This window comes from Burkholderia sp. AU45388 (assembly GCF_030481585.1).
Classification (GTDB): Bacteria; Pseudomonadota; Gammaproteobacteria; order Burkholderiales; family Burkholderiaceae; genus Burkholderia; species Burkholderia sola.
Map to the genome: position 1 here is coordinate 260,548 of NZ_JAUJPV010000002.1, position 26,851 is coordinate 287,398.

The 26,851-nt window shown below is 68.1% G+C and carries 25 protein-coding genes and 2 pseudogenes; 11 read left to right on the plus strand and 16 right to left on the minus strand.

Annotated features, from left to right (window positions below; translation table 11 throughout):
• The first annotated feature begins 232 nt into the window (after window positions 1–232).
• From QZM72_RS05060 to QZM72_RS05070, 3 genes are all read left to right on the plus strand, one after another.
• Entirely contained in the window at window positions 233–586 is a 354-nt protein-coding gene (locus QZM72_RS05060; protein WP_301737386.1) for a DOPA 4,5-dioxygenase family protein, read from the plus strand.
• 117 nt (window positions 587–703) lie between these two features.
• Entirely contained in the window at window positions 704–1,150 is a 447-nt protein-coding gene (locus tag QZM72_RS05065; RefSeq protein ID WP_089470835.1) for a nuclear transport factor 2 family protein, read from the plus strand.
• Window positions 1,147–2,553, plus strand: a complete 1,407-nt coding sequence (locus tag QZM72_RS05070) for an MFS transporter (protein WP_301737387.1) — start codon at window positions 1,147–1,149, stop codon at window positions 2,551–2,553. The genes QZM72_RS05065 and QZM72_RS05070 overlap by 4 nt, the downstream gene beginning before the upstream one ends.
• Window positions 2,554–2,611: 58 nt before the next feature.
• On the opposite strand, the gene QZM72_RS05075 is transcribed toward QZM72_RS05070, so the two are convergent.
• From QZM72_RS05075 to QZM72_RS05085, 3 genes are all read right to left on the minus strand, one after another.
• Window positions 2,612–3,232 carry a hemolysin III family protein gene (locus QZM72_RS05075; protein WP_089470837.1) on the minus strand — a complete coding sequence of 207 codons (621 nt, stop codon included), beginning with the start codon at window positions 3,230–3,232 and terminating at the stop codon, window positions 2,612–2,614.
• 217 nt (window positions 3,233–3,449) lie between these two features.
• Window positions 3,450–3,656 carry a YbdD/YjiX family protein gene (locus QZM72_RS05080; protein WP_301737388.1) on the minus strand — a complete coding sequence of 69 codons (207 nt, stop codon included), beginning with the start codon at window positions 3,654–3,656 and terminating at the stop codon, window positions 3,450–3,452.
• A 12-nt stretch (window positions 3,657–3,668) separates the two neighbouring features.
• Window positions 3,669–5,747 (minus strand): carbon starvation CstA family protein, encoded by a 2,079-nt coding sequence (locus QZM72_RS05085; RefSeq protein WP_301737389.1) that lies wholly within the window; start codon window positions 5,745–5,747, stop codon window positions 3,669–3,671.
• A gap of 267 nt (window positions 5,748–6,014) precedes the next feature.
• Here QZM72_RS05085 and dapF point away from each other — a divergent pair, with 267 nt between their 5' ends.
• Window positions 6,015–6,824 (plus strand): diaminopimelate epimerase, encoded by an 810-nt coding sequence (gene dapF / locus QZM72_RS05090; protein ID WP_301737390.1) that lies wholly within the window; start codon window positions 6,015–6,017, stop codon window positions 6,822–6,824.
• A gap of 97 nt (window positions 6,825–6,921) precedes the next feature.
• On the opposite strand, the gene QZM72_RS05095 is transcribed toward dapF, so the two are convergent.
• A complete protein-coding gene (locus QZM72_RS05095; protein WP_089470840.1) occupies window positions 6,922–7,350 on the minus strand; it encodes a PRC-barrel domain-containing protein in 429 nt (142 codons plus the stop codon).
• A 374-nt stretch (window positions 7,351–7,724) separates the two neighbouring features.
• Complete coding sequence (locus QZM72_RS05100; protein WP_089470841.1) at window positions 7,725–8,855, minus strand: 3-deoxy-7-phosphoheptulonate synthase; 1,131 nt, start codon at window positions 8,853–8,855, stop codon at window positions 7,725–7,727.
• A 284-nt stretch (window positions 8,856–9,139) separates the two neighbouring features.
• Between QZM72_RS05100 and QZM72_RS05105 the strand changes: the two genes are divergently transcribed.
• Window positions 9,140–9,694, plus strand: a complete 555-nt coding sequence (locus QZM72_RS05105; RefSeq protein WP_089470842.1) for a hypothetical protein — start codon at window positions 9,140–9,142, stop codon at window positions 9,692–9,694.
• Window positions 9,695–9,808: 114 nt separating this feature from the next.
• On the opposite strand, the gene QZM72_RS05110 is transcribed toward QZM72_RS05105, so the two are convergent.
• The gene (locus QZM72_RS05110) at window positions 9,809–10,519 is read right to left on the minus strand and encodes a YceH family protein (protein ID WP_301737391.1); all 711 of its coding nucleotides are present in this window, start codon (window positions 10,517–10,519) and stop codon (window positions 9,809–9,811) included.
• Between the two features lie 407 nt (window positions 10,520–10,926).
• On the opposite strand from QZM72_RS05110, the gene QZM72_RS05115 reads away from it, so the two are divergent.
• Window positions 10,927–11,688 (plus strand): SDR family oxidoreductase, encoded by a 762-nt coding sequence (locus QZM72_RS05115; RefSeq protein WP_301737392.1) that lies wholly within the window; start codon window positions 10,927–10,929, stop codon window positions 11,686–11,688.
• Window positions 11,689–11,732: 44 nt separating this feature from the next.
• The gene (gene hutC / locus QZM72_RS05120) at window positions 11,733–12,470 is read left to right on the plus strand and encodes a histidine utilization repressor (protein ID WP_301737393.1); all 738 of its coding nucleotides are present in this window, start codon (window positions 11,733–11,735) and stop codon (window positions 12,468–12,470) included.
• A gap of 84 nt (window positions 12,471–12,554) precedes the next feature.
• On the opposite strand, the gene QZM72_RS05125 is transcribed toward hutC, so the two are convergent.
• The 3 genes and pseudogenes from QZM72_RS05125 to QZM72_RS05135 all read right to left on the minus strand — a co-directional run.
• Window positions 12,555–13,403, minus strand: coding sequence for a phytanoyl-CoA dioxygenase family protein (locus QZM72_RS05125; protein WP_301737394.1), 849 nt, complete (start codon window positions 13,401–13,403; stop codon window positions 12,555–12,557).
• A gap of 31 nt (window positions 13,404–13,434) precedes the next feature.
• Window positions 13,435–14,238: an ABC transporter substrate-binding protein gene (locus QZM72_RS05130; protein WP_089470847.1), complete on the minus strand. Its 804-nt coding sequence runs from the start codon at window positions 14,236–14,238 to the stop codon at window positions 13,435–13,437.
• Between the two features lie 411 nt (window positions 14,239–14,649).
• Window positions 14,650–14,790, minus strand: a pseudogene (locus tag QZM72_RS05135) (ankyrin repeat domain-containing protein); the annotation flags it as partial.
• Window positions 14,791–14,927: 137 nt separating this feature from the next.
• Between QZM72_RS05135 and QZM72_RS05140 the strand changes: the two are divergent.
• On the plus strand, window positions 14,928–15,791 hold the full coding sequence (locus QZM72_RS05140) for a LysR family transcriptional regulator (RefSeq protein ID WP_089470849.1): 864 nt from the start codon (window positions 14,928–14,930) through the stop codon (window positions 15,789–15,791).
• Between the two features lie 54 nt (window positions 15,792–15,845).
• Here QZM72_RS05140 and QZM72_RS05145 read toward each other — a convergent pair whose 3' ends face one another.
• From QZM72_RS05145 to QZM72_RS35580, 3 genes and pseudogenes are all read right to left on the minus strand, one after another.
• Window positions 15,846–16,319: a nuclear transport factor 2 family protein gene (locus QZM72_RS05145; RefSeq protein WP_301737395.1), complete on the minus strand. Its 474-nt coding sequence runs from the start codon at window positions 16,317–16,319 to the stop codon at window positions 15,846–15,848.
• A gap of 54 nt (window positions 16,320–16,373) precedes the next feature.
• A complete protein-coding gene (locus QZM72_RS05150) occupies window positions 16,374–17,558 on the minus strand; it encodes an amidohydrolase family protein (RefSeq protein WP_301737396.1) in 1,185 nt (394 codons plus the stop codon).
• Window positions 17,559–17,625: 67 nt separating this feature from the next.
• Window positions 17,626–18,305, minus strand: a pseudogene (locus tag QZM72_RS35580) (amidohydrolase family protein).
• Between the two features lie 462 nt (window positions 18,306–18,767).
• Here QZM72_RS35580 and QZM72_RS05165 point away from each other — a divergent pair.
• Complete coding sequence (locus QZM72_RS05165) at window positions 18,768–19,418, plus strand: glycine zipper 2TM domain-containing protein (RefSeq protein WP_301737399.1); 651 nt, start codon at window positions 18,768–18,770, stop codon at window positions 19,416–19,418.
• Between the two features lie 282 nt (window positions 19,419–19,700).
• Window positions 19,701–20,210, plus strand: coding sequence for a GNAT family N-acetyltransferase (locus QZM72_RS05170; protein ID WP_089470937.1), 510 nt, complete (start codon window positions 19,701–19,703; stop codon window positions 20,208–20,210).
• Between the two features lie 502 nt (window positions 20,211–20,712).
• Here the strand turns inward: QZM72_RS05170 and QZM72_RS05175 are convergent.
• Together QZM72_RS05175 and QZM72_RS05180 are read right to left on the minus strand one after the other, a co-directional pair.
• The gene (locus QZM72_RS05175; RefSeq protein WP_301737400.1) at window positions 20,713–21,897 is read right to left on the minus strand and encodes a M20 aminoacylase family protein; all 1,185 of its coding nucleotides are present in this window, start codon (window positions 21,895–21,897) and stop codon (window positions 20,713–20,715) included.
• A 41-nt stretch (window positions 21,898–21,938) separates the two neighbouring features.
• A complete protein-coding gene (locus tag QZM72_RS05180) occupies window positions 21,939–23,171 on the minus strand; it encodes a diaminopropionate ammonia-lyase (protein WP_301737401.1) in 1,233 nt (410 codons plus the stop codon).
• 179 nt (window positions 23,172–23,350) lie between these two features.
• Here QZM72_RS05180 and QZM72_RS05185 point away from each other — a divergent pair, with 179 nt between their 5' ends.
• Window positions 23,351–23,827: an Lrp/AsnC family transcriptional regulator gene (locus tag QZM72_RS05185; protein WP_059581607.1), complete on the plus strand. Its 477-nt coding sequence runs from the start codon at window positions 23,351–23,353 to the stop codon at window positions 23,825–23,827.
• A 63-nt stretch (window positions 23,828–23,890) separates the two neighbouring features.
• Here QZM72_RS05185 and QZM72_RS05190 read toward each other — a convergent pair whose 3' ends face one another.
• Together QZM72_RS05190 and QZM72_RS05195 are read right to left on the minus strand one after the other, a co-directional pair.
• Window positions 23,891–25,615: a tannase/feruloyl esterase family alpha/beta hydrolase gene (locus QZM72_RS05190; protein WP_301737402.1), complete on the minus strand. Its 1,725-nt coding sequence runs from the start codon at window positions 25,613–25,615 to the stop codon at window positions 23,891–23,893.
• A gap of 33 nt (window positions 25,616–25,648) precedes the next feature.
• Window positions 25,649–26,794 carry a porin gene (locus QZM72_RS05195; protein WP_089470855.1) on the minus strand — a complete coding sequence of 382 codons (1,146 nt, stop codon included), beginning with the start codon at window positions 26,792–26,794 and terminating at the stop codon, window positions 25,649–25,651.
• Window positions 26,795–26,851 lie beyond the last annotated feature (57 nt).

Sequence of the window (26,851 nt, forward strand, 5' to 3'; positions counted from 1 at the left end):
CGGTGCGATTCCGGCCGGCGCGCCTGCGCACAAGGCTTCCGGCGTGTTATCGCGCACGCGGATACCATCGAGGCGATTTCGTCGGATCAGCCGATTCTTCTGATGCAGAACAAATCACTCGCATCGTCCTGCCGGATTGAGACACGACGCAATCTGCAAGGACGCGCGATAATCATGCATCGGCCGTTTCGCACGGCATCTTAGGCATTTTCATTTTTAATCGAGCCTCTCCATGGTCGCCCTCGACATTACCGCCATCGACAGCTGGCACGCGCACGTCTATTTCGATGCGGCGAGCCGCGACGCGGCCTGGGCGTTTCGCCAGGTCGTCGACGCGCGGTTCGGCGCGGTCATCGAACTCGGCCGCTTTCACGAACGCCTCGTCGGCCCGCATCCGGCGTGGTCGTACCAGATCGCGTTCGATGCCGCGCGATTCGACGACATCGTGCCGTGGCTCGTGCTGAACCACGGCGCGCTCGATATCTTCCTGCATCCGAATACGCACGACGAACTGCGCGACCACCGCGATTGCGCGGTGTGGATCGGCAAGTCGTATGCGCTGAATCTCGACGCGCTGGGCGGCTGAGGGCCGACACCCGAGCGCCCGCGGCGCGGCGACGCATCCACGTTTCGGGTCGACGTGAAACGTCTCGCGGCGGAGCGCCCTACAGTGGTTTCCGTGATCGACTTCCGGAAACCCGCCATGACACCCGCAGATACCGACGCCAGCGCCGACGCCCGGCGTATCCATGAGGCGTGGCACGCCGCCGTCGTCGCCCGCGACTTCGACGCGCTGATGTCGCTGTATGCCGACGACGCGGTGTTCGAAACGCCGCTCGTCGTCGCCACGCTGCCCGAACACGGTTCGGGCGTGCTGCACGGCAAGGCCGCGATCGGCGCGTTCTTCGCGGCCGGCCTGCGCAATCCGGACAACAAGCTCGGGCGCTGGTACCGGACCGGGCTGTTCTTCTCGAACGGCCGCCAGCTCGTCTGGGAATACCCGCGCGCCACGCCGGACGGCGATCAGGTCGATCTCGTCGAGGTGATGGACCTGCGCGACGGGTTGATCGCGCATCATCGCGTGTACTGGGGATGGGTCGGGTTCAATGCGTTGCGGGCCGCCGCCTCGCCGACGCCCGAACGCGCATGACGGCCGCCGCACCGGATCGGGCCGCCGCGCGCCGCGTGCTCGCCGCGACCTGCGTGAGCTATACGCTCGTGTTGCTCGATGCGTCGATCGTCAACGTCGCACTCACCGACATCGCGCACACGTTCGGCAGCCGCGTGGCCGGCCTGCAGTGGATAGTGAACGCTTACACGCTCGCATTCGCGAGCCTGCTGCTGACGGGCGGCACGCTCGGCGACCGGCTCGGCGACCGCACCGTCTATGTGGCGGGGCTGGCCATCTTCGTCGTCGCGTCGGCCCTGTGCGGCGTCGCGCCAACGCTGCCGGCGCTCGCGGTCGCCCGCGCATTGCAGGGCGTCGGCAGCGCGATGCTGGTGCCCTGCTCGCTCGCGCTGATCAATCGCGCGTTCCCCGAGCCGGCCGCGCGCGCGTCGGCGATCAGCATATGGATGGGGTGCGGCGGCATCGCGATGGCGTCGGGTCCGCTGATCGGCGGCTTGCTGATCGATCTGTTCGGCTGGCGCAGCCTCTTCTTCGTGAACCTGCCGTTCGGGCTCGCCGGCATCTGGCTCGGCCGCACGGTCGCGCGCGCCGCCGTCAATAGGTCGCGGCAATTCGACTGGGGCGGCCAGGCGGCGGCCATCGTCGCGATCGCGGCGCTGATCGGCACGCTGATCGAAGGGCCGACGCTCGGCTGGCGCTCGGGACCGATCGTCGGCGGCGCAGTGGCGAGCGTCGTCGCGTGGATCGCGTTCATCGCGATCGAGGTGCGGCGCCGCGAACCGATGCTGCCGCTCGCGTTCTTCCGCAACCGGTTGTTCGCGGGTTCGACGTGCGTGTCGATGGCATCGGCGTTCGTGTTCTACGGCTTGCTGTTCGTGCTCAGCCTGTTCTATCGGCAGATTCGCGGCGCGGGCCCGCTCGATACGGGGCTCGCGTTCCTGCCGATGACCGCGATGGTCGCGCTCGGCGGCCTCGCGTCGGGACGGATCGTTGCACGCTTCGGCGCGCGCGGGCCGATGTGCATGGCGTTCGGGCTCTATGCGGCGGGCGCGCTCGGGATGACGACCATCGGCGCGACGACGCCCGCATGGCTCGCCGTCGCGCCGATGCTCGCGATCGGCTTCGCATCGGGCTTCATCTCGCCGGCCGCGACCTCGCCGGCGCTCGGGACGGTCGACCGGCACCGCGCCGGCGTGGCGGCAGCCGTGCTGAACGCGGCACGGCAAAGCGGATCGGCGCTCGGCGTGGCGATCTTCGGTGCGTGCATCGCGACGCTGCAGCCGTTTCCGGTGGCGATGCGCATAGTGCTGGCGTTGGCAGCCGGGTTGTCGGCGCTCGCGGCGGCGACGTGGTGGCTCACGGTGCAGGCGACGTCGACAGCCGCCGAAACGACCGCGCCTCCACGAGCCGTCGCGCGCCGATAGCATCCTCCCCAGCCGGCACCCGCGTGCCGGTGGTTATTGGCTCAACGCGCCATGCCGCTCACGCGACGTACATCGCGACACTGACGAACTGGCACAGGCTGCCGGCCAGCACGAACAGGTGCCAGATACCGTGCCCGTGACGGATGCGTTCGTCGTTGATGAAGAAGTAGATCCCCGCGCTGTAGATCACGCCGCCGGCCACGAGCCACGCGGTGCCGACCGGCGGCAGCGCATGGATCAGCGGCCGCACGGCGACGAGCGCGAGCCAGCCCATCAGCACGTACAGGATCATCGACAACAGGCGCGTGCGGCGCCCGAGCGTCAGCTCCTGCACGATGCCGAACACGGCGAGCCCCCAGCTCACGCCGAACAGCGACCAGCCCCAGGGGCCGCGCAGCGTGACCAGCGTGAACGGCGTATAGCTGCCGGCGATCAGCAGGTAGATCGCCGCATGGTCGCATTTCTGCAGGATCGCCTTCAGGCGCGGGTCGCGCACGCTGTGATACGCCGTCGAGATCGCATAGAGCAGAATCAGCATCGCACCGTACACGCTGAAGCTCACCACCTTGTACGGGTCGCCTTCGAGTGCGCCCATCGTCACGAGCGCGACGAGGCCGGCCACCGACAGCACCGCGCCGACGAGATGGGAAATGCTGTTGAAACGCTCACCGACATGCACGACGTGTTCTCCTGCGGTCCATCGGGAAAGAAACAGGGAAAGAAAGCCCTCATGATACCGGCGGCCGGATGCCGCCGTGCTGCGCGCGGGCAAACGGCCTGCAAGCGCCGTGCGATGCGCGCCGCGGCCCGGCCAAAGAAAAAAGCGCCGCGACAGCCATCGCGGCGCTTCCGTTTCGATACCGGGCCGATTCGTCAGGTCATTGCAACGGCCGGGTTCAGCAACACTTCCCCGCTCCCGACCCATACCGCGCATTCTGACGCTCGCGGAAGAATTCCTCGTACGTCATCGGCTCGCGCTCCGGATGGGTTTCGCGTATGTGCGCGACGTAGGTATCGTAGTCGGGCAGGCCGACCATCAGCCGCAACGCCTGCCCGAGGTAACGTCCCGCGCTGCGCAGGTCGCTGCCGAGATCGCTGAACATCGCGGCCTCCCGTCAACGTCCGCTGCCGAGCGCCTGCGAAGCCGGCATCGCTTCGTACGGTGTCTCGCGCACGGTGGGCTTCGATTCGCGGCGCGCGCGCAGCACGGCGATCACGCCGTACACCGCGATCGCGACGACGACGAAGATGAACAACCCGGCCAGCGCCGCATCGATGTAGTCGTTGAAGATGATCCGTTTCATCTGCGCGATCGACTTCGCCGGCGCGAGCACCTTGCCTTCGTCCGCCGCGGCCTGCAGCTTCGCGGCGTGCGCGAGGAAGCTGACCTTCGGGTTCGCGTCGAAAATCTTCTGCCAGCCGGCCGTCAGCGTGCAGATCAGCAGCCACGCGGTCGGCACGATCGTCACCCATGCGTAGCGCTCGCGCTTCATCTTGAACAGCACGACGGTGCCGAGCACCAGCGCGATCGCGGCGAGCATCTGGTTCGAGATGCCGAACAGCGGCCACAGCGTGTTGATCCCGCCGAGCGGATCGACCACACCCTGGTACAGGAAGTAGCCCCACGCGGCCACGCACAGCGCGGTGGCGACGAGGTTCGCGGGCAGCAACTCGGTGCGCTTGAGCGCCGGGTGGAACGTGCCGAGCAGATCCTGCAGCATGAAGCGGCCCGCGCGCGTGCCGGCATCGACGGCCGTCAGGATGAACAGCGCTTCGAACAGGATCGCGAAGTGATACCAGAACGCCATCATCGCTTCGCCGCCGATCACCTGGTGCAGGATGTGCGCCATGCCGACGGCCAGCGTCGGCGCGCCGCCCGCACGCGCGATGATCGTCGTCTCGCCGACGGCCTTCGCGGTTTGCGTGAGCATGTCGGGCGTCAGCACGAAGCCCCATTGCGTGACCGTGTTCGCCACTGCTTCCGGCGTCGAGCCGAGCACCGCGGCCGGCGCGTTCATCGCGAAGTAGATGCCCGGCTCGATCACGCACGCGGCGACCAGCGCCATGATCGCGACGAACGATTCCATCAGCATCGCGCCGTAACCGATGAAGCGCGCGTTGGTTTCGTTGTCGATCAGCTTCGGCGTCGTGCCCGACGAGATCAGCGCGTGGAAGCCCGACACCGCGCCGCACGCGATCGTGATGAACAGGAACGGGAACAGGTTGCCCGCCCACACCGGGCCCGTGCCGTCGACGAACTTCGTCAGCGCGGGCATCTTCAGTTCCGGTGCGACGACCAGGATGCCGATCGCGAGGCCGAGGATCGTGCCGATCTTCAGGAACGTCGACAGGTAGTCGCGCGGCGCGAGCAGGAGCCACACCGGCAGCACCGATGCGACGAAGCCGTAGCCGATCAGGATCCACGTGAGCTGTGTGCCGCTGAAGGTGAACCACGCGGCGATGGCCGGCGAGGCAGCCACGTTCTGGCCGAACGCGATCGCCGCCATCAGCCCGAAGAAGCCGATGATCGACACTTCGCCGATGCGGCCCGGGCGGATGTAGCGCGTATAGACGCCCATGAACAGCGCGATCGGAATCGTCGCGGCGACGGTGAACGTGCCCCACGGCGAATTGGTCAGCGCCTTCACGACGATCAGCGCGAGCACCGCGAGGATGATCACCATGATCAGGAACGCGCCGAACAGCGCGATCACGCCGGGCACCGTGCCGAGCTCCATCTTGACGAGGTCGCCGAGCGAACGGCCGTCGCGACGCGTCGAGATGAACAGCACGATGAAGTCCTGCACCGCGCCGGCGAACACGACGCCGGCCAGGATCCACAGCATGCCGGGCGTATAGCCCATCTGCGCGGCGAGCACGGGGCCGACGAGCGGCCCGGCGCCGGCGATCGCGGCGAAGTGATGGCCGAACAGCACGTACTTGTTGGTCGGCACGTAGTCGAGGCCGTCGTTGTACTTGACCGCCGGTGTCATCCGCAGCCCGTCGAGCTGCATGACCTTGCTGGCGATGAAACGGCTGTAGAAGCGATACGCGATCAGATACACGCAGACTGCGGCGATCACGATCCAGAGGGCACTGACGCGTTCGCCGTGCGCGAGTGCGATCGTGCCGAAGGCGAACGCGCCGAGCAGCGCGACCGCGATCCATAGCAGGGTACTGGAAGCCCGATTCATGGCGTCTCCTGGTCTCCAATGTGTTTTTGAGTGGATGCGGCGAGGCGCCGAACCCGCGTGACGTCGATGCGTCGTGCCGCGGCCTCGCAGAGACCGCGGCGATGGGCCGTAGTATTCCGCGCGACGGGGGACGCTTACAAGCGGATAACTACGTATGACGGGCTACGTAGAATTACGTAGCCGCTGGCGCCTGCCCGCCGTCAGGCCGCGATTGCCCGCGATCGGCGGGCCGCGTACAGTATTTGCCTGCTCCATTCCGGAACCGCCATGCCGATCGCATTTCAGAAGATGCACGCGAATGGCGATGACTTCGTCATCGTCGATCTGCGCGGTCAGGGGCACGATCCAGCACAGCGCATCGATCGCGACCTCGTGCGGCGCATGGGCGACCGTCATCGCGGCATCGGCTTCAACCAGCTCGCGATCGTGTCGGACTGTGACGACGCAGCCGCGCGCGTCGCGTTCCGGAACCCCGACGGCTCGGCGCTCGATACCTGCGGCAGCGCGACGCGCGGCATCGCGTGGAAACTGATGCGGGAAACCGGCGCGGCGTCGGTCGTGCTGCGCACGAATCGCGGGCGCCTCCACTGTACGCAGGATGCGGACGGGCTGATCCAGGTCGAAATGGGCGTGCCGCGGCTCGGCTGGCAGGACGTGCCGGTCTCGGAAGCCGTCGACACGCTCGCGCTGCCGCTGCCCGGCGCGCCGGCCGCATGCAGCATGGGCAATCCGCACTGCACGTTCTTCGTCGACGCTCTCCGCGCGATCGACGTGGCGGCGCTTGGCCCGGCCATCGAAACGCATCCGCTGTTTCCGCTGAAAACCAACGTGCATTTCGTTCAGGTCATCGATCGCACGCACATTCGGCTGCGCATCTGGGAACGCGGCGGCGGCGTGCCGCTCGGCTCCGGCTCGTGTTCGTGCGGCGCGGTGGTCAACGGCATCCGGCGCGGGCTGCTCGACGACACCGTGCGGGTGACATGCGATGGCGGCGACGTCACCGTTCGATGGGACGGCGCCGGCAGCGTGTTCCTGAGCGGGCCCGTGACGTTCGGGTTCAGCGGCGTGTGGCTGTGACGACCGACGACGCGGACGCGCTGATCGCAAACGAAAACGCAAACAAAAACGCGGCGCCCGCCGCATCGTGCAACGGGCGCCGCGCCGACACCGCGGATCAGTGCTTTTCGTCGACCTTCTTCGGCTTCGGCGGCGACGGCACCTTCGCGTACTGGAACGCCGGCGTGGCCTTCAGCGCTTCCTTGGTCGCGCCCGGCAGGTAGATGTTGCCGTTGCGCACGTCGAGCGACGCGATCGGCACCGCGACGTCATGCGCGGCCACGCCGAGGAAGCCGCCTGCCGACACGATCGCGGCCGACACCGAGCCGTCCGGTGCGACGATCAGGTCGCGCACCTTGCCGACTTTCTGGTTCTCGTCGTTGTACACGGTCTTGCCGAGCACGCTCTTCTTCACGCTCCAGCCTTCGAGCAGCGCCTGCGATTGCTCGACGGTCACGCTGATCGGCTGGGTGCCCGCGATCTGCGCGTGCGCGCTGACGCTCGAGGCGAGGACGGCTGCTGCGAGGAGGGTCTTGTAGAACTTCATGTGTCATGCACTCCGGTTCGGTTGTTGTGGATTCCGGGAGCGAAGCGGGCGCAACGGCTGATCGGTGGATGCCCCGCTTCGTCGGTCGCGTGATGGCCGGCCGCGCCGCCACGGCGTGTGTGCGTGGCCGGACTGCAGCGAGCAACACGTCCTTCATGGTAGCGGGATTCGCCGGGTCGTGCGTTCAGCGTGCAACGTGGCAGGCGGGGCGAGCCGGATCGGGATCAAGGATCGTGCGGACAGACGGGGGCGCACGGCGCGGAACAAGGGCGGCGCGGCCGGTCGATCAGGGCAATCTCGCGGGCGAGCGCCCGATCCTCGCGGCGCATCGAACACGTCGAACGACGCGCCGGGCGTCGCGCAGCCCCACGGCATCACGCATTCCGCGAATACACCCGACGATGCCGCACCGCTTCCGCCAGCACGTCGAGCACCGGCTCCGTCTGCGACCAGCTCAGGCACGCATCGGTAATCGACACGCCGTATTGCAGCGGCACGCCCGGTTTCAGGTCCTGCCTGCCTGCTTCGAGATGGCTCTCCACCATCACGCCGACGATCCGGTGCTCGCCCTGCCCCAACTGCCGCGCGAGATCCCGTGCGACCTCGATCTGCCGCTCGTGCGACTTGTTCGAGTTCGCATGCGAGCAGTCGACCATCACCTGCTCGCGCAAGCCGGCCTTGCGCAGCACCGCGCAGCTCGCTTCGACGTGCTCGGCATCGTAGTTCGGCCCATTCTTGCCGCCGCGCAGGATCACGTGCGCGTCGTCGTTGCCGCGCGTCTCGAAGATCGCGGCCATCCCCATCTTCGTCATCCCCATGAACGCATGGCTCGCGGCCGCGGCGACGATCGCGTCCGACGCGACCTGCACGCCGCCGTCGGTGCCGTTCTTGAAGCCGATCGGGCAGCTCAGCCCCGACGCGAGCTGACGATGGCTCTGGCTCTCGGTCGTGCGCGCGCCGATCGCGCCCCACGCGATCAGGTCGGCGATGTACTGCGGGCTCAGCAGGTCGAGGAATTCGGTCGACGCCGGCAGGCCGAGCGCGTTGATGTCGAGCAGCAGTTGCCGCGCGGCGCGCAGCCCTTCGTTGATGCGGAAGCTGCCGTCGAGGCGCGGATCGTTGATGTACCCCTTCCAGCCGACCGTCGTGCGCGGCTTCTCGAAATACACGCGCATCGTGATCAGCAGGTCGTCCTTCAGCGCATCGGCGGCGGCCTTCAGGCGGCGTGCATAGTCGAGCGCCTGGTCGTGATCGTGGATCGAACACGGGCCGACGACGAGCAGCAGCCGGTCGTCGCGGCCGTGCAGGATGTCGCCGATCGCGCGGCGCGTATCCTCGACGAGCGTCTGCGTAGCGGGCGGCACCGGCAGCTCGTCGAGCAGCAGCGCGGGCGAAATCAGCGGACGCACGGCGCCGATGCGGACGTCGTCGATGCGCGTGGTGTCCTGCGTCGCGTCGGCGCTGCCTACCTCGCGATCGTGGGACGGATTGTCGAGGTTCTGCATGGTGATTCTCCGGGGGACGTCTGTCTGGAATGATGGGCAGGCTCGATTATGGCACCCGCGCGGGACGATAGCGGGTGGCGGCGGGAGTCGATCGGCATCGACGCGACGCTCGCGAAGCGACGGCGATCGGGGGGCCGCCGGCCATTCGGCCGAGTGGTCGCGTGTCGCCGCGGCGCCGTACGATCGTGGTTGTCCGCTGCCGACGCGGCCCCTCGCTCGATGCAGGCGACGGCATGCGCCGCTTGCCTGCGATCGATCGTTCACCCCTTGCCCGACACGCCACGATGACCGTATCCGACCTGCTCAGCGCCATCCGCCAACCCTACGTCGACCTGCTCGCGCAAGCGGCCGCGCAACCGGCGGCCGTCGTCGAACCGGCCTACCGGAAAGCCGACGGCACGCTCGCCACCGAAGGGCCGCTCGCGCTGCCGTGCCGTGCCGACACCGTGCACACCGAGGGCGAATCGGCCGGCCAGCCGGCGATGATCGATTCGACCACGCAACTGGATTTCGAGCCGTTCGAGTTCGAGCTCGAAACGGTAGCCGTATCGATCCATCCGTTCGTGTGGGACTGGGCGACGATCGAAGCCGACGGGCTCGACGAAGCCGCGGCCACCGATGTGTTCAAGACCTGGTTCTTCGCGTGGTTCGACGCCGACGACGAAAGCATGCCGGCCGAAGACGGCCTGCACGGCATCGTTCACTATCTGTCGGAACCGGCGAACACGGAGCACGGATGGCGCGTCAACGCGGATCTCGGCTCGGCGCCGTGCGCGGCCGTCGAGGATCTGCTGTTCCGGCTCGTCGATGCGGGCGCCACGCGGATCAGTGTTGGTTGACAGGCATCTTCATCGTTCACGCACCGCCATGAAAACCATTCTGTTATCGCCCGTGATGCGCCCGTTGATCCGGAGCGCGTGCGTGCTGATCGCGCTGCATGCATCAAGAAGCGATCAGCCCGCGTCGCCCGGCGCGTCGACGTCGATGCCCAGTTCGCTCGCCATCCGCTGAACCAGCGCATTGAGTCGCGCCACTTCGTCCGCGAGACGCTTCTGCTCGGCCTTCAGCGCTTCGAATTCGGAAGGCGACACCGAATCCGCGCCACCGCCTGCCTCCGTGCTCGCGAAGTCGGCCATGTTCGCTTCGCCGCACATCAGGTGCATCCAGCGGTTCTCGCGCGCGCCCGGTGCACGCGGCAGCCGGACGACGAGCGGCTGCGCACGCGCCGCGAGTTCGTCGAGGAACGCCTCGACCGACGAGATATCCGCGAAGCTGTGCAGGCGCGCGCTGTTCAGGCGCAGCTCGGCGGCCGTCTGCGGGCCGCGCAGCAACAGGATCGTCAGCAGCGCGATGGCCTGGCTCGGGATGCCGAGCACGCGATTCATGTTGTGCTCGAAACGCGGCACGCGGCTGCTGCTGCCCTCCATCACGAGGCTCAGGTGCTTCAGCCCGTCGAGCGCGGTCGTGACTTCGTCCTCGCTGACGTTCATCACCGGCGCGCGCGCGGTTTTCTGGTTGCAGCCGGCGGTCAGCGCATTCAGCGACAGCGGATAGGTGTCCGGCACCGTATGCTGCTTCTCGACGAGCACGCCGAGAATGCGGGCCTCGAGGGGCGTGAGTTCGCGAAGGGCGCGGGGCGTGGGCGTATCCGGCGTGGTGTTCATGAGTGGCGTCGAAACGTGCGGCAGGTGAAGGGAAACGATCGCGGCCCGCGCGGCTTCGCGCACGGGCGAGCCATATGATAGCTCGCGACGCGCGGCCCGGCGCCGCTCGCCGCGCCGGCGCGCACACTCGCCTGAGCGGGCTTTCGTCCGACGCAGCGGCGCGCCGAGCGCACGTGCTGCAACGCGACGATGCGCGGGCCGCAGCGCCGCAGATTCATCCGTCACGCACGTCCCGGCGTTTGCGCGATGCTCACGCGGGCGCTACGATAAGCGTTCATCCCGAAATCAACGGTGCCGCGCGCGATCGTCTTCGCAGGTCGATACCACGCATCGCCCGCCCTGAACGCGCTGCCGCGTGCGTGCGCGCCGCTCGTCAAACCCGCTCATCCCCTCACCGGTTCACCACCATGACTGCATCTTCTCCCGCACACGTGCGCGCCATCGTCACCGGACACACCCGCGGCGTCGGCGCGGCGCTCGCCGAACAACTGCTGCAGGAAGGCATCGCCGTGCTCGGCGTGTCGCGCAGCCGTCATCCGTCGCTCGCGTCGCAGGCCGGCGAGCGCTTCGCCGAAATCGAACTCGACCTGTCGGACACCACGGCCGTCGCGGCCTGGCTGGCCGGCGACACACTGCGCCGCTTCGTCGACGGCGCGTCGCTCGTGCTGCTGTTCAACAATGCGGGCATCGTCGATCCGATCGGCCCGCTCGCCGCGCAGGATCCGGCGATCGTCGCCCGCGCGGTCGGCCTGAACGTCGCCGCGCCGCTGATGCTGTCGGCCGCGCTCGCGCAAGCCGCATCGGCCACGACCGAATGCCGGATCCTGCACGTGTCGAGCGGCGCGGCACGCAACGCGTATGCGGGCTGGAGCGTCTACTGCGCGACCAAGGCCGCGCTCGATCACCACGCGCGCGCGGTCGCGCTCGACGCGAACGGCGCGCTGCGGATCTGCAGCGTCGCGCCCGGCGTGGTCGACACCGGCATGCAGGCGACGATCCGCTCGACCAGCGAAGACAACTTCCCGATGCGCGAGAAGTTCGACGAGTTGAAGTCGAGCGGCGCGCTCGCGACGCCCGCGGCGGCGGCACGGCAACTGATCGGCCATGCGCTGAGCGACGCGTTCGGTAACGAGCCGACGGCCGACGTTCGCGAACTGCCCGCCGCCTGATCCGGGATAGAATTTCGCGGTTGCCCTTCCCGAAGGATCCCTCGATGGTCACGAAGACCACCGCACCGTTCCAGCAGATCAAGACGCTCGTTCGCCAGAATGTCGATGCGGGCGACTGGCGCCCGGGGGACCGCATTCCGTCCGAACTCGATCTCGCCGCGCAGTTCGGCGTCGCGCGCATGACGGTCAACCGCGCGCTGCGCGAGCTGACCGAGGAAGGCGTGCTCAAGCGCATCGCGGGCGTCGGCACCTTCGTCGCCGAGGTGAAGCCGCAGTCGAACCTGCTGATGATCGCGCACATCCGCGACGAGATCCGCGCGCGCGGTCACGAATACCGCTGCCGCGTGCTCAGCCAGTCGCGCGAGCCCGCGTCGTTCGACGTCGCGGCCGCGTTCGGCCTGCCGGTCAACACGCCGGTCTTTCACGTGGTGTGCGTGCACGAGGAAAACGGCCGCCCGATCCAGCTCGAGGATCGCTACGTGAACCCGGCCGCCGCGCCCGGCTTCATCGATCAGGATTTCCAGATCGAGCCGCCGTCCGAATACCTGTACAACAACGTGTCGCACTACGAACTGGAAATCGAGCACGTCGTCGACGCGTCGCTGCCGACCGGCGAACAGGCGCGGCTGCTCGACATGCGCGCCGACGAGCCGTGCCTCACGCTCACGCGCCGCACGTGGACGGACGGGCTGCCCGTCACGTTCGTGCACTTCCTGCATCCAGGCAATCGCTACCGGCTCGGCTCGCGTTTCAAGCCGGGCGCGGGGCGCCACCCGACCTGATCCTTCGTCGCACGCGCCAGGAACGCACGGCGGCCGTTTCGCCCCTGAAACTGCCGCCGGGTTCGTCACCTCGACGCACCGGAGTCAGATCCCATCGACCTGCCCCGCATCGCGCGACCACACGACCGGAAACAGCGGGTGATCGAGCGGTGCGCCGTCCGGCAGTTGATCCGCGAGCCCGGGGAAATCGGGCGACGTTTTCCAGCGGCGCGGCGCGTGACGGATGTCGTCGCCGACGAAGCGAATCGAAAACGCGCGCCGCCGGTTCTGCGTGCCGCCCGACGCATGCAGCGTGAGCATCTGGAAGCACACCATGTCGCCCGGTTCGAGCGCCCAGCGGCGGATCGGGAAGGCCGCGCGGTCGGCTTCGATGTCGGGCAGGTCGGCGAGGCTGCCTTCCGGAAACCACTTCGCCTCCTTGTCCATGAACGTGCGCGGCATCAGCCACGGCCCGCGATGCGAGCCCGCGACGAATTCCAGCGTCGATTCGAGCGGCACCGGATCGACCGGAATCCACATGCTCACGTTGTCGTCGCCTTCGATGTCGTAGTACGGCTGATCCTGGTGCCACGGCGTGCGCTGCCGCGTGCCGGGCTCCTTCACGAGCAGGTGGTCGTGATGCAGCCGCACGTGGTCCGTGCCCATCAGCGCGGCGGCGACCGACGGCGCCGGCGAGCGCACGATGAAGTCGCGATACGCGTCGTTGTGCCGCCAGTTGCAGAAATCCTCGAAGAACCAGCCCGGATCGTCGGGCCGGCTCGCGACTTTCGCGCGTTCGCTCGGTTGCGCGAGGTTCGCGTCGATGCCGGCCCGCAGCGCGGCCACTTCGTCGGGCGAAAAGATGCCCTTGATGCAGACCGCGCCTTCCTCGCGGAACGCGGCGATCAGCTCGGGCGTCACGGCTTGCGCGACGCGATCCTGAATGCTCGTCATGGTGTGCCTGTCGATCGGATGAGTCACGGGATCACGGCGCCGAAGTCAGTTGCTGCTTTGCGCCGTAGATGTCGAAGTCGAAGTATTTCGCGGCGATCTTCTGGTACGTGCCGTTCGCGCGAATCGCGACGATCGCGTCGTTCAGCCGCTTCTTCATGTCGGCGTCGCCCTTGCGTATGCCCATCGCGACGCCGTAGCCGGTGATCCGCGCGTCGGTCACGTCCGGCCCCGCGAACGCGTAGCCCTTGCCGCGCGGCGTCTTCAGGAACGAGTAGCCAGCCTGCGTCTTGTCCTGGAACGTCGCGTCGAGGCGGCCGTTGACGAGATCCTGGTACACCTGGTCCTGGTTCTGGTACGAGACGATCGTCACGCCCTTGGTCGCCCATTCGGCCTTCGCATACGCCTCCTGCGTCGTGCCCTGGTCGATCCCGACGCGCTTGCCGGCGAGCGATGCGGCGCTCGGCAGCAGCTTCGAGCCGACCGGCGCGACGAGTGCGCCCGGCGACGCGTACAGCTTGTTCGAGAAGTCGATCTGCTTGAGCCGTTCGTCGGTGGCGGTCATCGCGGACATGATCACGTCGAACTTGCGCGCGCGCAGCGCCGGGATCATCCCGTCGAAGCTTTGCTCGACCCACACGCACTTCGCATGCAGTTGCTCGCAGAGCGCATTGCGCAGGTCGATGTCGAACCCGGCGAGCGAGCCGTCGGGCTGCTTCGCCTCGAACGGCGGATACGTGGGGTCGATGCCCCAGCGGATCGTCGACGTGTCCTGTGCGAACGATACGAGCGGTGCGAACGCCAACGCGGTGACGAGGAGCTTTGCGATGCGGTTCATGGCGGGTCCTTGAAAATCTCGACGCGGCAGGCGATGCCGGCGTCCGGTGGAGGCGCCGCGACGAGAAGCCGGCACGGGGCGCGAAAGACGGACTTCGATGAAATTGCGATGCAGTCTAGACCGCATAATTTTTGGGCGCAAGCGGAGAAATGAGGAGCGCGGCGGATCGACGGAAGATAGAAGCCAAGGAAGCATAACGATGCTCGATTGACGGCTTTTTTACGGAATGCTCGAGTGTTTACCCTGCGCGATGCACGCGAGCGTCAGAACGTGTGTTCCGGATGTTAGCGAGAGGAAGTTGCCCACACCAGCAACCACGTCAATCTGTCGCCCGATATTCCGTTGAACCCGTCAGTAACGCGCCCTATACCGCGATCGAATTTTTCAATGCCGATATCGCACCTCGCCTCCGTGATCGACGTTCACGTTCGCCTCGATCAGCGTGCGTACCGTCTCGACATGATCGCGTTCGGCCGCCGGAATCAACCCGGAGCCGCGACACCGGTTCGTGCCGTGCAGATCGGCGTCGTGCGCGAACGTCCTCCACAGGATGTTCGTCAAGCACCTCACAACCCCGCAAAACACCCGCCCAGCTCCGGCGAAACCGCGATTGCCCGCGATGCCCCACCATGTTAAAAGTCGTCGCACGCATTTGAAAATGAAATGCCCGAATCCCTAGAAGTGCATAAATGAATAGACCCCTGTTCGACATCGACCTGCTGCGCGCGCTGGTGATGGTCGCCGACTGCGGCAGTTTCACGACGGCGTCCGCGCGCCTGCATTCGACGCAGTCGACGGTCAGTCAGAAGGTGCGTCGCCTCGAGGAAATCGCCGGCCACCGCCTGCTCGATCGCGGCACGCGCGACGTGCGGCCGACCGATGCGGGCGTGACGGTGCTCGGCTATGCGCGACGCATGCTCGCGCTGAACGACGAGATGCTGGAGGCGCTGTCGGGCGCGACGGTCGCGCTGACGATCCGGCTCGGCGTGCCCGACGATTTCGCGGCGGGCCGCACGACGCACGCGCTCGCGGCGTTCAAGCGCGAGCATCCGCAGGTGAAGCTCGAAGTGACGTGCGGGCTGAGCCGCGACGTCAGCGCCGCGTACGATCGCGGCGAACTCGATCTCGTGCTGATCAAGCAGCGGCGCGACAGCCGCGAGGCGGTCGTGCGCTGGCCGGAGAAGCTGCGCTGGATCGACAGCGCGAAGCATCCGTCGATCGATCTCGACCCGGTGCCGATCGTCGCGTTCCCGCCGCGCGGGCTCTACCGCGACGACATGATCAAGGCGATCGAGGAGCGCGGCCGCCGCTGGCGGATCAGCTTCACGACGTCGAGCCTGAGCGGCATCCAGGCGGCAGTCGCGGACGGGCTCGGCATCAGCGTGCTGCCCGCGCGTGCGGTGACGGACGAGCATGTGGTGCTGGCCGCGAAGCAGGGCTTCGCGCCGATCGAGCACATGGACATCGCGATCCTGCATCGGCCGACCGCCGACCCGATGGTCAGCGCGCTGACGAAGACGCTCGCGGCGATGCTGGAACTCGAAGGGCGGTAGGCGAAGCGGATTTCAAACGGGAGCGGCACACAGGCGCGCCGCGCGCCACACGCGTCAGAACATCGTGTTGCCGTTCGCCGCCTGCTCGGGCACCGGCTGGTTGACGTCCCAGTGTTCGACGATCTTGCCGTGCTCGAGCCGGAAGATGTCCATGATCGCGCCGCCGCGCGTGCCCGGTTCACGCACCGCGTGCACGTGCAGGATCACGTAGTCGCCGTCGACGAACGAGCGCTTGATCTCGCTGTGCGACTGCGGATATTTATCGCGCAGAAACGCGACGAACTTGCGGAAGCCGTCGCGTCCGTCGGCCGCGTTCGGGTTGTGCTGCACGTAGCGATCGCCGACATACGCGAGCGCGGCGTCCGCATCCTTCTCGTTCAGGCCTTTCTCGTAGAACGCGAGCACCGTGCGCCGGTTGGCTTCCTGCCGCGCGTCGGCCGGGCCGGCCGCCACCGCATGCGCGGCGCTCACGGCGAACAGGGCCGCCGCCATCCATCGTGCGGCCCGTGCCGCGGTCGTGCGTCGCATCGTCGTCTCCCGACATCCGGCTGAAAACCCGATCATACCGGGGCGACGCGACGCTCAGACCAGCGCGCCGTCGCGCGCGACGATCTTCCCGGACGAGACGACGACGCGCCGCACCGGTCGCGCGACGACGGCCTCGGCGAACGTCAGCGCATCGACCAGGACGACGTCCGCGCGGCTACCCGGCCGCAGCCCGTAATCCGCGAAACCGCAGCCGCGCGCCGCGCCGTGCGTCACGCAGTCGAGCGCGACTTCGAGCGCATCGTCACGGCGGAAATCGTTTCGCATGCCGATCAACATCGCGCGTTCGAGCATGTCGGGCGAACCGTACGGCGTCCACGTGTCGCGCACGCCGTCGTTGCCGCCGATCACGGTCACGCCCGCCGCGCGGCACGCGGCCACCGGCGGCACCGGTACCGCGGCCGGCGCGGTCGTGACGATCGCGACGCCGAGCTCGGCCATCCGCGCGAGCCGCGCATCGCGCTCGCGTTCGGCGAGATCGCCGAGACAAAAACCATGGCTGATCGTGACCTTGCCGTGCATGCCGTGCGCCGCGGTGCGCTGCAGGATCAGGTCGAGCGAATACGCGCCCATCGACCCGCGCTCGTGCAGATGGACGTCGAGCCCGCGGCCGTGGCGTTCGGCGATCGCGAACAGCACGTCCACCGCCTCGACCGGATCGCCTTCGATCGCGCATGGGTCGAGCCCGCCGAGCAGGTCGGCGCCGGCGTCGAGCGCGTCGGACAACAGCACATCGGTGCCCGGCCGCTTGAGCACACCCGATTGCGGAAACGCGACGATCTGGATCTCGACCTGTCCGCGCAGCGTTTCTCGCGTCGCGAGCACGCCGTGCAGATGACGCAGCCCGGCGTCGGTATCGACGTCGACGTGCGTGCGGATGCGCGTCGTGCCGGCCGCGAGAAACGCGCGCGCCAGCGCGAGCGACGCGGCGCCCGCGTCATGGCCGCTCGTCGCGCGATAGTGGCGTTCGTTCTCGATACGGTCGACGAGACGCGGCCCGACCGCGTTGCGATACCACGGCATCCCCCAGTGGGTCTTGTCGAGGTGCGTATGGCCTTCGACGAGGCCGGGCAGCGCCAACGCGCCCGCGCCGTCCTCGATCGCGCAGCCGGCCGGGGCCTCGAGCGACGGGCCGACGCGCGCGATGCGATCGCCTTCGATCAGGATATCGAGCGCGGCGTCGGCGTTCGTGCGGACATTGCGGATCAGCAGGTTCGTCATGTCGGTTCCGGTCGGGTCGATCGATGCAAGGCGGCCACGGCACATGCCGTGCCGCCGGTCGGGCGAATCAGCACGTGAAGCGCAGCGACGGCGCGAACGGTGCGCCCGTATCGCTTTCGCCGCGGCGGAATACCCAGCGTTCGGCCGGCACGCCCGCGACGGCCGCCGCCGCATTCGGCGCACGCACCGCGACGAAGCTCGCGTCGCAGCCCACCGCGATTCCGTAGTTCTCCTTGCCGATCGCGCGCGCACCGGCGTGCGTCGCCATGTCGAGTGCGACGCCGAGCGCTTCGTCGGTGTAGAAGCCCGATCGGTAGCCGACCATCATCGCGCGCTGCAACATGTCGCCGTTGCCGTACGGCCACCACGCGTCGCGGATGTTGTCGTTGCCCGCGAACACGTGCACGCCCGCGTCGCGCAGCCGTTGCACCGGCGGGAACGCGCAATCGCCCGGTGCTCGACGGCCGGCGGCGCGTCCGCGAGCTGATGCTTCTCGACGGCGAGCCGCTCGCGCAGCGAGCCGACCGGTTCGTGCGGCACCCAGCGATCGCCGACGAAGCTCTTGTCGAGATGGATGTGACCGTCGACGAAACCGGGCAGCACGACGCGGCCGTCGAGATCGATCGTCTGCGCGCCGGACGCGGCGGTGCACGCGGCGCCGATCGCGGCGAAGCGGCCGTCGCGGACGACGAGATTGACGGGCTGGCCGCCGGCGTCGCGGGCGTTGATGAAGAGTCGTTCGGTCATGGCTTCGAATGTGGGCGGTCGCGGCGCGACACCGGCGCGGACAGGGGAGGGAACCGCGGCCGGCGCGGCGCGACCGTTGGCAGGGAATCCGGCCACGATATCGGACGCCGCTGCGCGAGGCCAATTAAATGTCGCGATGCCGCGCATTCGATTTCGCGATGTGCGGCGCGCGGCGCCGCCGGGCCGGCGCGCAGACGGGTTGCGCCGGCCGTGGAAACGGCTGAAATGTCGGCGGCCGCGCGCGGGCCGCAGCGCGGGCACGCGTGCGCCGGGAAACCGCGTCGCGCCGTTGCCGGTCGGGGCTTCGGCGCCCCGCCCCACCGGCGATTTACGCGGCAACAGACTTTACACGTTGTTACCCGGCCACACCGGACGCGCATCCGGCCATTCCTTATACTCACGCCGAGTTCGCCACCCTGACGGGAATCCAGCGGCGGACACGTTGCCGATGCAGGAATCATCATGATGCGCATGCCTTCCACGAAGACCGTTCTGTTCGCCTCGCTCGTCGCCGTGGCGGCGCTTCCGCTCACCGCGTGTGTCGCGCCGGGCTACTACGGCGCGCAGCCGGGCTATCCGCAGCAGCAGCAATACGCGACGCCCGCTTATCCGCAGCCTGCGTATTCGCAGCCGGGCTACGTGCAGCAGCAACCGGCTTATCCGAACCAGGCGCCGCAACCGTACGATCAATACGGCAATCCGTCGCAATACGGCTCGCAGCCGTATGACCAGTACGGCAACCCGCAACAGCAATACGCGACCCCGTACGGCACGCAGTACGGCACCGTGTCGAACATCCAGCCGGTCAACGGCTCGGTCGCCCCGTCGGGCATCGCCGGCACCGTCGTCGGTGCGCTGGTCGGCGGGCTGGTGGGCAACCAGTTCGGCCGCGGTCACGGCCGCGATGCGGCGACCGTGATCGGCGCGCTCGGCGGTGCGGTGGCCGGCAACCAGATCGGCCAGCAGGTGGGCGCCGCGCAAGGCCCGAGCAGCTATCGGATCGACGTGCAGGTCAGCGACGGCTCGATGCGCTCGTTCGACGTGCAGTCGCCGGGCAACCTGCGTCCGGGCGACCGCGTGCAGATCAACGGCAATCAGTTGTCGCGCTATTGATTCCCGTTGCGTGCGCGTGAGTTGGTCGCGCGCACCTCGCCGGTTCGACGTCGCGCGTCAGCCCGACGCGACCGCGCATGCGCTTGACGCGCTCCCGCCTTGATAGCGGTACGACGCACCGCCATCACCGCGTTCTCCGTTCACGATCGTGCGCGCAGCCCGTACGGCGCACCGCACGTCGCCACCCGGCAGCCGGATTCCTATTAGGATAAGGACGATGCATCCCGCGACCGCGGCAGCGGCGCGCCGGCATGCACGCGCCCCTCAACCGGAATGCCCCCGATGACGATCACGATCCGCCAGCTTGACGCCGCCGACGCGGCGCAGTTCCAGACCGTCCGCCTGCGTGCGGTCGACACCGCACCCACGTCCTTCCTGCCGACGCTCGACGAAGAGTCGCAGGTGCCGGTCGACGAATTCGCGAAGCGCCTCACGCCGACGCAGGCACAAGCCGTGTTCGGCGCGTTCGACGGCGACACGCTCGTCGGCATCACCGGCGTACGCCGCGATGCGCGCATGAAGATCGCGCACAAGGCGACGATCTGGGGCGTGTACGTCGACGCCGCGTATCGCGGGCAACGCATCGCGCAGGCGCTCCTCGACAGCGCGACCGCGCATGCGGCCAACGCGTGGGGATGCAGCCAGCTGATGCTGTGCGTGAACGAGGTCAACAGCACCGCGGAGCAGCTTTACGCATCCCAAGGGTTCGTGCGGTTCGGCACGGAGCCGCGTTCCCTGTTCGTCGATGGCCGCTTCTACGACGAGCACTACATGATCAAGACGCTGGCTTGACGTATTCGCGTTCGCGTCCGGGCACCAACCGGGTCGCACGCGAACCTCGTGGCGTGTTGCTTCATCTCATCGCTTGTCGGTGATCGTCGTGTTGACAACCCTGCAGGGTGAGAGGGTATCGATGCGCCGATCGGCGGATCATGATTTATACGTCGTCGTACTACATTGCGGAGTCTGGACGCGACAGGCGCGAGATACGCATTCGTCGTTTAGGTCGTTTTCACCGAACATTTGTGCTGGATGTGTGCGCACACTCACATCAAAGAATGGACCGCCTAGAAGTAAGTTGTCGTATGTTTATGCGCAAAAACTTTTGCTGAATCGCGGCGTGCTGATCGCGCCGTTCCACAACATGATCCTCGTGCGCCCGCAAACGACGGCCGACGACGAGTGATCTCGACGCGTCGGCAACCCGGTGCGCTCGAGCATCGATGCGTCGTCGATGACGCAGGTGCACCGCCCGCGCAGCGAGCCGAATACGCGGCGACCCGCGCCCATCCCGCTATACCGCCTTCAACGCGCGCCGCGCCACTTCCGCGAAATATCGCGCGCCGATCGGCAAAATCTCGTCGTTGAAATCGTACGTCGCGTTGTGCAGCGGCACGCCGCCCTGCCCGGCCACTTCACCGGTGCCGATGAACACGAAATTGCCCGGCACCGCCTGCAGGAACGCGCCGAAATCCTCCGAGATCATCATCGGCTGCACGTCGGCGTTCACCGCGTCGGCGCCCGCGACGTGCGCGGCGGCCTGCACGGCCGTGTCGACCCATTCCGGCGAATTCACCGTCGGCGCGAACTCGTGCGTGTACTCGAACGTGCAGGTCGCGCCGTGCGTGCGGCAGATCCCTTCGCCGATCTCGCGCATCCGCGCCTCCAGCAGCGCCTGCACGTCGCGCGAATAGCTGCGCGTGTCGCCCTTGATCGTCACGGTCGACGGCAGCACGTTGCGCAGCCCGTCGGTGATGAATTCCGTGCACGAGATCACCGCCTGCTGGCCGGGGTCGAGATTGCGCGACACGATCGTCTGCAGCGCGAGCACGATCTGCGAACCGATCACGATCGGATCGATACCCATGTGCGGCCGCGCCGCATGCGTGCTGCGCCCGTCGATCCGGATCACGAAATTGTCTTCGCTCGCCATGATGCCGCCCGCACGCGTCGCGAACGTGCCCGCGCGCATGCCCGGCATGTTGTGCGCGCCGAAGATCGCGTCGACCGGAAAGCGCTCGAACAGCCCGTCGGCCATCATCGCCTTCGCGCCGCGGCCGTGTTCTTCCGCCGGCTGGAAAATGAAACGCACGGTGCCGTCGAAATCCTTGCGCTCGGCCAGCAGTTGCGCGGCGCCGAGCACCATCGACATGTGGCCGTCGTGCCCGCACGCGTGCATCTTGCCGGGCGTGCGCGACACGTGCGCGCGGTCAGGCGCATGCTCGACGATGTTCAGCGCGTCCATATCCGCGCGAATGCCGATCGCGCGCTGGCCGGTGCCGGCCGTCAGGTTCGCGACGAGCCCGGTGCCGCCAATGCCGCGATGCACGTCGAGCCCGAGCGTCGTCAGGATCCGCGCGACGTAGTCCGACGTGTTCACTTCTTCGAAACCCGTTTCCGGGTGCTGGTGCAGATACCGGCGCCAGGTCTTCAGTCGGCCCTGCAGCGTGCTTTCTGCCATTGCGTCGATTGTGTCCATTGCGTTCGCCTCGTCGGTGGTCATGTCGGTCGTCATGTCGTTCAGGCCGCCACCGCCGCGCGGCTCAGCCAGTCGCGCTGCCGCGCGAGCACCGCGTCGGCCGTCTCGCCGACGCAGTTCCGGTACACCGACGGCGCGGTCGCCCCTTCGGTGTTGATCGCCAGCACGCGCGCGTTGGCGTCGAGCCCGACCTGCCGCGCGCGCGCCGGGTCGCGCATCAGCACGGCCAGCCCCGCCACGCCGGCCGCGCCCGATTCGCCGGCGACGAGCGGCACGTCGCGTTCGCTGCCGGCCGCGAGGCCGCGCATCGCCTGCACCGCGTCGTCGTCGTCGATCAGCATGAAGTGGTCGATGCACATCTCGAGGAAATCCCACGCGAGCGGCGACGCCTCACCGCACGCGAGCCCGGCCATCAGCGAATCGACACTGCCGCTCGCCTTCGTCGCGCGCCCGGCCAGCGCGCTCTGGTACAGGCAATCGGCCTGGCGCGGCTCGACGACGACGAAGCGCGGCCGCCGTGCACCGTCGCGCTCCCACAGGTAACTCGCGACGCCCGCGGCGAGGCCGCCCACGCCGCCCTGCAGGAACACGTGCGTGAACGGCCGCCCGCCGCCCGCCGCCACCTGGATGGCCGCTTCGGCGGCGATCACGCCGTAGCCCTGCATCACGTCGCGCGGAATCGCTTCGTAGCCGTCGTACGACGTATCCGACACGACGTACCAGCCGTTCGCCTGCGCGAGCTGCGCCGCGCAGACCACCGATTCGTCGTAGTTCCCCGCGATGCGCACGATCCGTGCGCCATACGCGGAGATCGCGCGTTCGCGCTCGGCGTCGACGTTCGCGTGCAGCACGATCACGCACCCGCAGCCGATCGCGCGCGCGGCGGCGGCCAGCGCCCGGCCGTGATTGCCGTCGGTCGCGCTGATCACCGTCAGGTCGGCCAGCGCCGACGCGTAGCGGCCGGTGAGAAGCCCTTGCGGATCGAGTGCCTGCGCGCGGCGCAGCCGCTTCACGAGCCGCACCAGCGCGATCGGCGCGCCGAGCGCCTTGAAGCTGCCGAGCGGCGAGCGGCACGACTCGTCCTTCACGCTGACGTTCGCGACGCCGAGCCGCGCGGCGAGATCGGGCAGCGCGCGCAGCGGCGTGCGCGCGTGGCCGACGAGCGGCCAGTGCGCGAGCCACGCGCCGCTTTCGTCGGCCGACGCGATGTTCATCACGCGGCGCAGCGCGTCCGGATAGGCAGTGCGCGACGCGCGCGGGTTGGCGATCAGCATGACGTAAGGCTCCGGAGCGGGACCGCCGGGGGTCCGTCGGGTGAGTCGGGTCGGGCAGGCGCGGGGTTGCGCGCGCCTTCGGTCGGAAAAATAATATTGCGCGGGCGGGTGAACGAAATCGCCAAATCGACCGCTCCGACGCAAAAATTTCTCATTCTTTCGAGGTTGCACGCGCCCTCATGACGACTCCTCTCGATGCGTTCGATCGCAAGCTGTTGATGGAAGTCCAGCGCGACGCGCAGACGCCGCAGGCCGAGCTCGGCGCGCGCGTCAACCTGTCGACCGCCGCCGTGAACCGGCGGCTGCGGCGTCTCGCGGAAGCGGGCGTGATCGAGCGCTATACGGCCGTCGTCGCGCCGGACAAGGTCGATCATCCGCTGACGATCGTCGTGAACGTCGAGGTCGAGAGCGAGCAGATCGACCAGCTCGACGCGATGAAACGCGCGTTCGAGCGCTGCCCGCAGATCCAGCAGTGCTACTACGTGACGGGGGAATGGGATTTCGTGCTGATCCTCGCGGTGCGCAACATGGATCAGTACAACGCGCTCACGCGCGAGCTGTTCTTCGCGAACAACAACGTGAAGCGGTTCAAGACGCTGGTGAGCATGAGCCGCGTGAAGGTCGGGCTCGACGTGCCGGTCGATGCCGGCGAGTGAATGAAACGATGAAACGGCCGGCGCGCGACAGCGCGCGCCGGCCGTCTCCCATCGACGGCGACGTCAACGACAACTGAAGCTCGCCGCCGAGTTCAAGTCGCCCGAACCGTTGTAGCGCGCGACTTGCGGATACGGGCACAGCGGCCGCGTGCGTCCCGCGCCCCACGACGCGGGCACGTCCGCGTTCGGCACCGCGTTCGTCGCGTCGCGCGCGGTCGCCACGACCGCCGCGGGCGCCTGCCCCTGTTCGACCCACGCGACGAGCGGCGTCAGCATGTCGAACTGGTCGGCGGCCGGTCCGCCCGAGCAGTGGTTCATCCCCGGCACCGGATAGAAGCGTGCGAAGCTCGACGCATCGCCACCGTTCGCCTGCGCGACCTGCGCATACCAGTCGCGCGTGTCGTTGAACGAGAACACCGGGTCGCCCGTGCCGTGATAGACGAGCAGCTTCGCGCCGCGCGACTTCAGCGCGGCGAGGTTCGTCTCGTCGGGCAGCGTCATGAACGACCATGACGATTGCGTGTAAGTCCCGTTCGTCGCGAAGATCGCCGGCGCATCGTTGTCCATGTCGAAACCGAGCGCGAAGCCGGCGAGGTTCGCGAGCGTCGCGGTGGTCTTCGGCGGCGACATGAACGTGAACGCCATCGCGGCCGGGTCGAGCATGATCGAGTTCGACTGCTTCCACGCGGCCCAGCCCGGGCCCGACATGCCCGGATCGTACGGAAAGCTCGCGTACAACGCCGTGCCCGCGCTGTTGCGCGCACCGGCGAACACGTTCTCCAGCGCGGTTTTCTGCGCAGGCGTCAGGCAGGCGCCCGTGCGCGTACCGTTCGCGCAGGTCGGGATATCGACATCGACGCTGAAGTGCGCCTGGCACGCGGCGACGTCCTGCACCATCCCGTCGGCCGCGCCGTCGAGCGCGTCGCATTTTTCGAGGATCTTCGCGCCGACGAACTGGCGTTCCGCATCGTTGAAACCGCTGCGGATGTCCGGCAGCCCGTTCGTTCCCGTGGCCGACGCGATCTTCGCGAACTGCTGCGCGCCGTACATCTCGCCGATCGCCGCCTTCGGCAGATGGAAGCCCGGGTCGCCCGCGATGATGCCGTCGTAGTCGGCCGGGTTGCGCACCGCCGTCACCATCGCGTGACGGCCGCCGTTCGAGCAGCCGCCGAAATAGCTGCGATCGGGCGCCTTGCCGTACGCGAGCCGGATCACCTGCTTCGCCATCGGCGTCAGCGCGTCGACGGCGCCGTAGCCGTAGTCGATCCGCGCCTGTGGATCGAGGCCGAACAACGGATTCTGCGCGGCGCTGTGCCCGGAATCCGAGCTGATCACCGCGAAACCCTGGTTCAGCGCGTTGGTCAACGGCCCGCCGCCGCCGATCTCGCCGGTCGCGGTCACGACGTTGCCGTCGAGCCCGCCGTTCGCCTGGTAGAAGAAGCGGCCATTCCACGCTTTCGGCAATCGCATCTCGAAGCCGATCGCATAGGTCTTGCCGTCCACCGCGCTCACGCGCTCGTTCATCTTCCCTTCGATCACGCAGTGCTCGGCGACCGGCTTGCCGGCCACCGTCAGCGCGCCGGCCGCCGCGGTCGTCACCGACGTGAACGACGTGTTCGCATACGCGAGCTTCGCGGCGAGCGCGTCGCAGGTCTGCGCCATCGCGGCAGGCGTCGCGGCGCTCATGTGCGTGGGCGGGGCGCTGATCGAATCGTCGCCGCCGCAACCGGCGAGCAGGGCGGCGGCGGACAGCGGCGCGATACAGAGGAACGCAGATTTCCTGTTCAAGATAACTCCCGTTCGGTTCGTCACGCCGGTCAATCAGAACATGTGCCGCACGCCGACCATCGCGCCGAGCTGCCCCATCCCTGCGCCCGGCGTCGTGCCCGGCCCGCCGCCGCTGACCGCGTAGCGTGCATGCGCGCTGTTCCACAGATACGACGATTGCGCATAGACGGCCGTGCGCTTGGTCAGCAGATAGGTCGCGCGCAGCGTGGCCATCGTCGCGCGCGTGTCGTGCGCGCTGTTGACGATCCGGTAGCCTTCGCCGTCGACGATGAAATCGGGCTTCACCGCATACGACGCGCCGAGGAAGAACAGGTCCGAATGCGCGCCGGGCGCGGCCGGCGAACCGGTCGACACGCGCCGCCCGATCCAGCCCGCGCCGATCTTCGCGCCGGCCGCCTGCGCATACGCGCTCACGTGCGCGCGCGCGTCCTTTCCGCCGCTGCTCGTGAACGGGACGGGCGCCACGCCATCGAAGAAGTTCGCGGCCGCGCCGGTGCCGCCGCGCTGTTCCTCGTACGACGCCGCCGCACCGAAATACGCGCTGTCGTACTTGAGCATCAGCGACCAGTTGCGGCACTGCACCGCGTCGCCCGGCACCTGCCCCGCGCACGTGCCCTGCCCCGGCGAGTTGCCGGTGCCCGCGCCGTCGCGGCCGAACGAATAGGCGGCGCCGAACGTCACGCCGCGATACGTGCCGACGTAGGTCACCGCGTTGTCGGCGCGGCCGTTCGGCACGTATGCGTCGAACGAGCCGAGCCCGTAGATGTCGGGGCCGATGATGTCCGCGCCCTGCAGCGCGAGGTAGGTCATCGTGTACTGACGGCCGAACGCGAGCGTGCCGAAGCCGCTCTTCAGCCCGACGAACGCCTGGCGCCCGAACAGCCGGCCGCCTTGCCCGAGATCGCCGCCGCGCACGTTGAAGCCGCTTTCGAGCGTGAACACCGCCTGGTAGCCGCCGCCAAGATCCTCGGCGCCGCGCAGGCCCCAGCGCGACGGCAGCTCGCCAGTCACGCCCGGCATCCGCACGACGTGGTCGCCTGCCGCGTTCGCGTGCGACACGAACTCGACGCCCGTATCGATGATCCCGTAAAGCGTCACGCTCGACTGCGCGTGCGCGCCCGGCGCGGCGAGCGCGCAGCACGCGCCGGCGGCCAGCAGGCCGTTCCTTGTCTTCTTCATCGTTGCGTCTCCAGACCTTGAGTAAGCGCGCTCTGACGGCGCGCATTGAAAAAATCG

Bases quoted from the DNA above. Each gene is read 5' to 3' on its own strand.
- QZM72_RS05080 (WP_301737388.1), bottom strand. From the start codon at position 3,656: ATGTTCAGCGATCTCGGCAGCGACCTGCGCAGCGCGGGACGTTACCTC.
- QZM72_RS05125 (WP_301737394.1), bottom strand. From the start codon at position 13,403: ATGACGAGCATTCAGGATCGCGTCGCGCAAGCCGTGACGCCCGAGCTG.
- QZM72_RS05130 (WP_089470847.1), bottom strand. From the start codon at position 14,238: ATGAACCGCATCGCAAAGCTCCTCGTCACCGCGTTGGCGTTCGCACCG.
- QZM72_RS05170 (WP_089470937.1), top strand. From the start codon at position 19,701: ATGACGATCACGATCCGCCAGCTTGACGCCGCCGACGCGGCGCAGTTC.
- QZM72_RS05150 (WP_301737396.1), bottom strand. From the start codon at position 17,558: ATGACGAACCTGCTGATCCGCAATGTCCGCACGAACGCCGACGCCGCG.
- QZM72_RS05175 (WP_301737400.1), bottom strand. From the start codon at position 21,897: ATGGACACAATCGACGCAATGGCAGAAAGCACGCTGCAGGGCCGACTG.
- QZM72_RS05070 (WP_301737387.1), top strand. From the start codon at position 1,147: ATGACGGCCGCCGCACCGGATCGGGCCGCCGCGCGCCGCGTGCTCGCC.
- dapF (WP_301737390.1), top strand. From the start codon at position 6,015: ATGCCGATCGCATTTCAGAAGATGCACGCGAATGGCGATGACTTCGTC.
- QZM72_RS05165 (WP_301737399.1), top strand. From the start codon at position 18,768: ATGATGCGCATGCCTTCCACGAAGACCGTTCTGTTCGCCTCGCTCGTC.
- QZM72_RS05060 (WP_301737386.1), top strand. From the start codon at position 233: ATGGTCGCCCTCGACATTACCGCCATCGACAGCTGGCACGCGCACGTC.
- QZM72_RS05180 (WP_301737401.1), bottom strand. From the start codon at position 23,171: ATGCTGATCGCCAACCCGCGCGCGTCGCGCACTGCCTATCCGGACGCG.
- QZM72_RS05085 (WP_301737389.1), bottom strand. From the start codon at position 5,747: ATGAATCGGGCTTCCAGTACCCTGCTATGGATCGCGGTCGCGCTGCTC.
- QZM72_RS05185 (WP_059581607.1), top strand. From the start codon at position 23,351: ATGACGACTCCTCTCGATGCGTTCGATCGCAAGCTGTTGATGGAAGTC.
- hutC (WP_301737393.1), top strand. From the start codon at position 11,733: ATGGTCACGAAGACCACCGCACCGTTCCAGCAGATCAAGACGCTCGTT.
- QZM72_RS05115 (WP_301737392.1), top strand. From the start codon at position 10,927: ATGACTGCATCTTCTCCCGCACACGTGCGCGCCATCGTCACCGGACAC.
- QZM72_RS05100 (WP_089470841.1), bottom strand. From the start codon at position 8,855: ATGCAGAACCTCGACAATCCGTCCCACGATCGCGAGGTAGGCAGCGCC.
- QZM72_RS05145 (WP_301737395.1), bottom strand. From the start codon at position 16,319: ATGCGACGCACGACCGCGGCACGGGCCGCACGATGGATGGCGGCGGCC.
- QZM72_RS05110 (WP_301737391.1), bottom strand. From the start codon at position 10,519: ATGAACACCACGCCGGATACGCCCACGCCCCGCGCCCTTCGCGAACTC.
- QZM72_RS05195 (WP_089470855.1), bottom strand. From the start codon at position 26,794: ATGAAGAAGACAAGGAACGGCCTGCTGGCCGCCGGCGCGTGCTGCGCG.
- QZM72_RS05065 (WP_089470835.1), top strand. From the start codon at position 704: ATGACACCCGCAGATACCGACGCCAGCGCCGACGCCCGGCGTATCCAT.
- QZM72_RS05095 (WP_089470840.1), bottom strand. From the start codon at position 7,350: ATGAAGTTCTACAAGACCCTCCTCGCAGCAGCCGTCCTCGCCTCGAGC.
- QZM72_RS05105 (WP_089470842.1), top strand. From the start codon at position 9,140: ATGACCGTATCCGACCTGCTCAGCGCCATCCGCCAACCCTACGTCGAC.
- QZM72_RS05140 (WP_089470849.1), top strand. From the start codon at position 14,928: ATGAATAGACCCCTGTTCGACATCGACCTGCTGCGCGCGCTGGTGATG.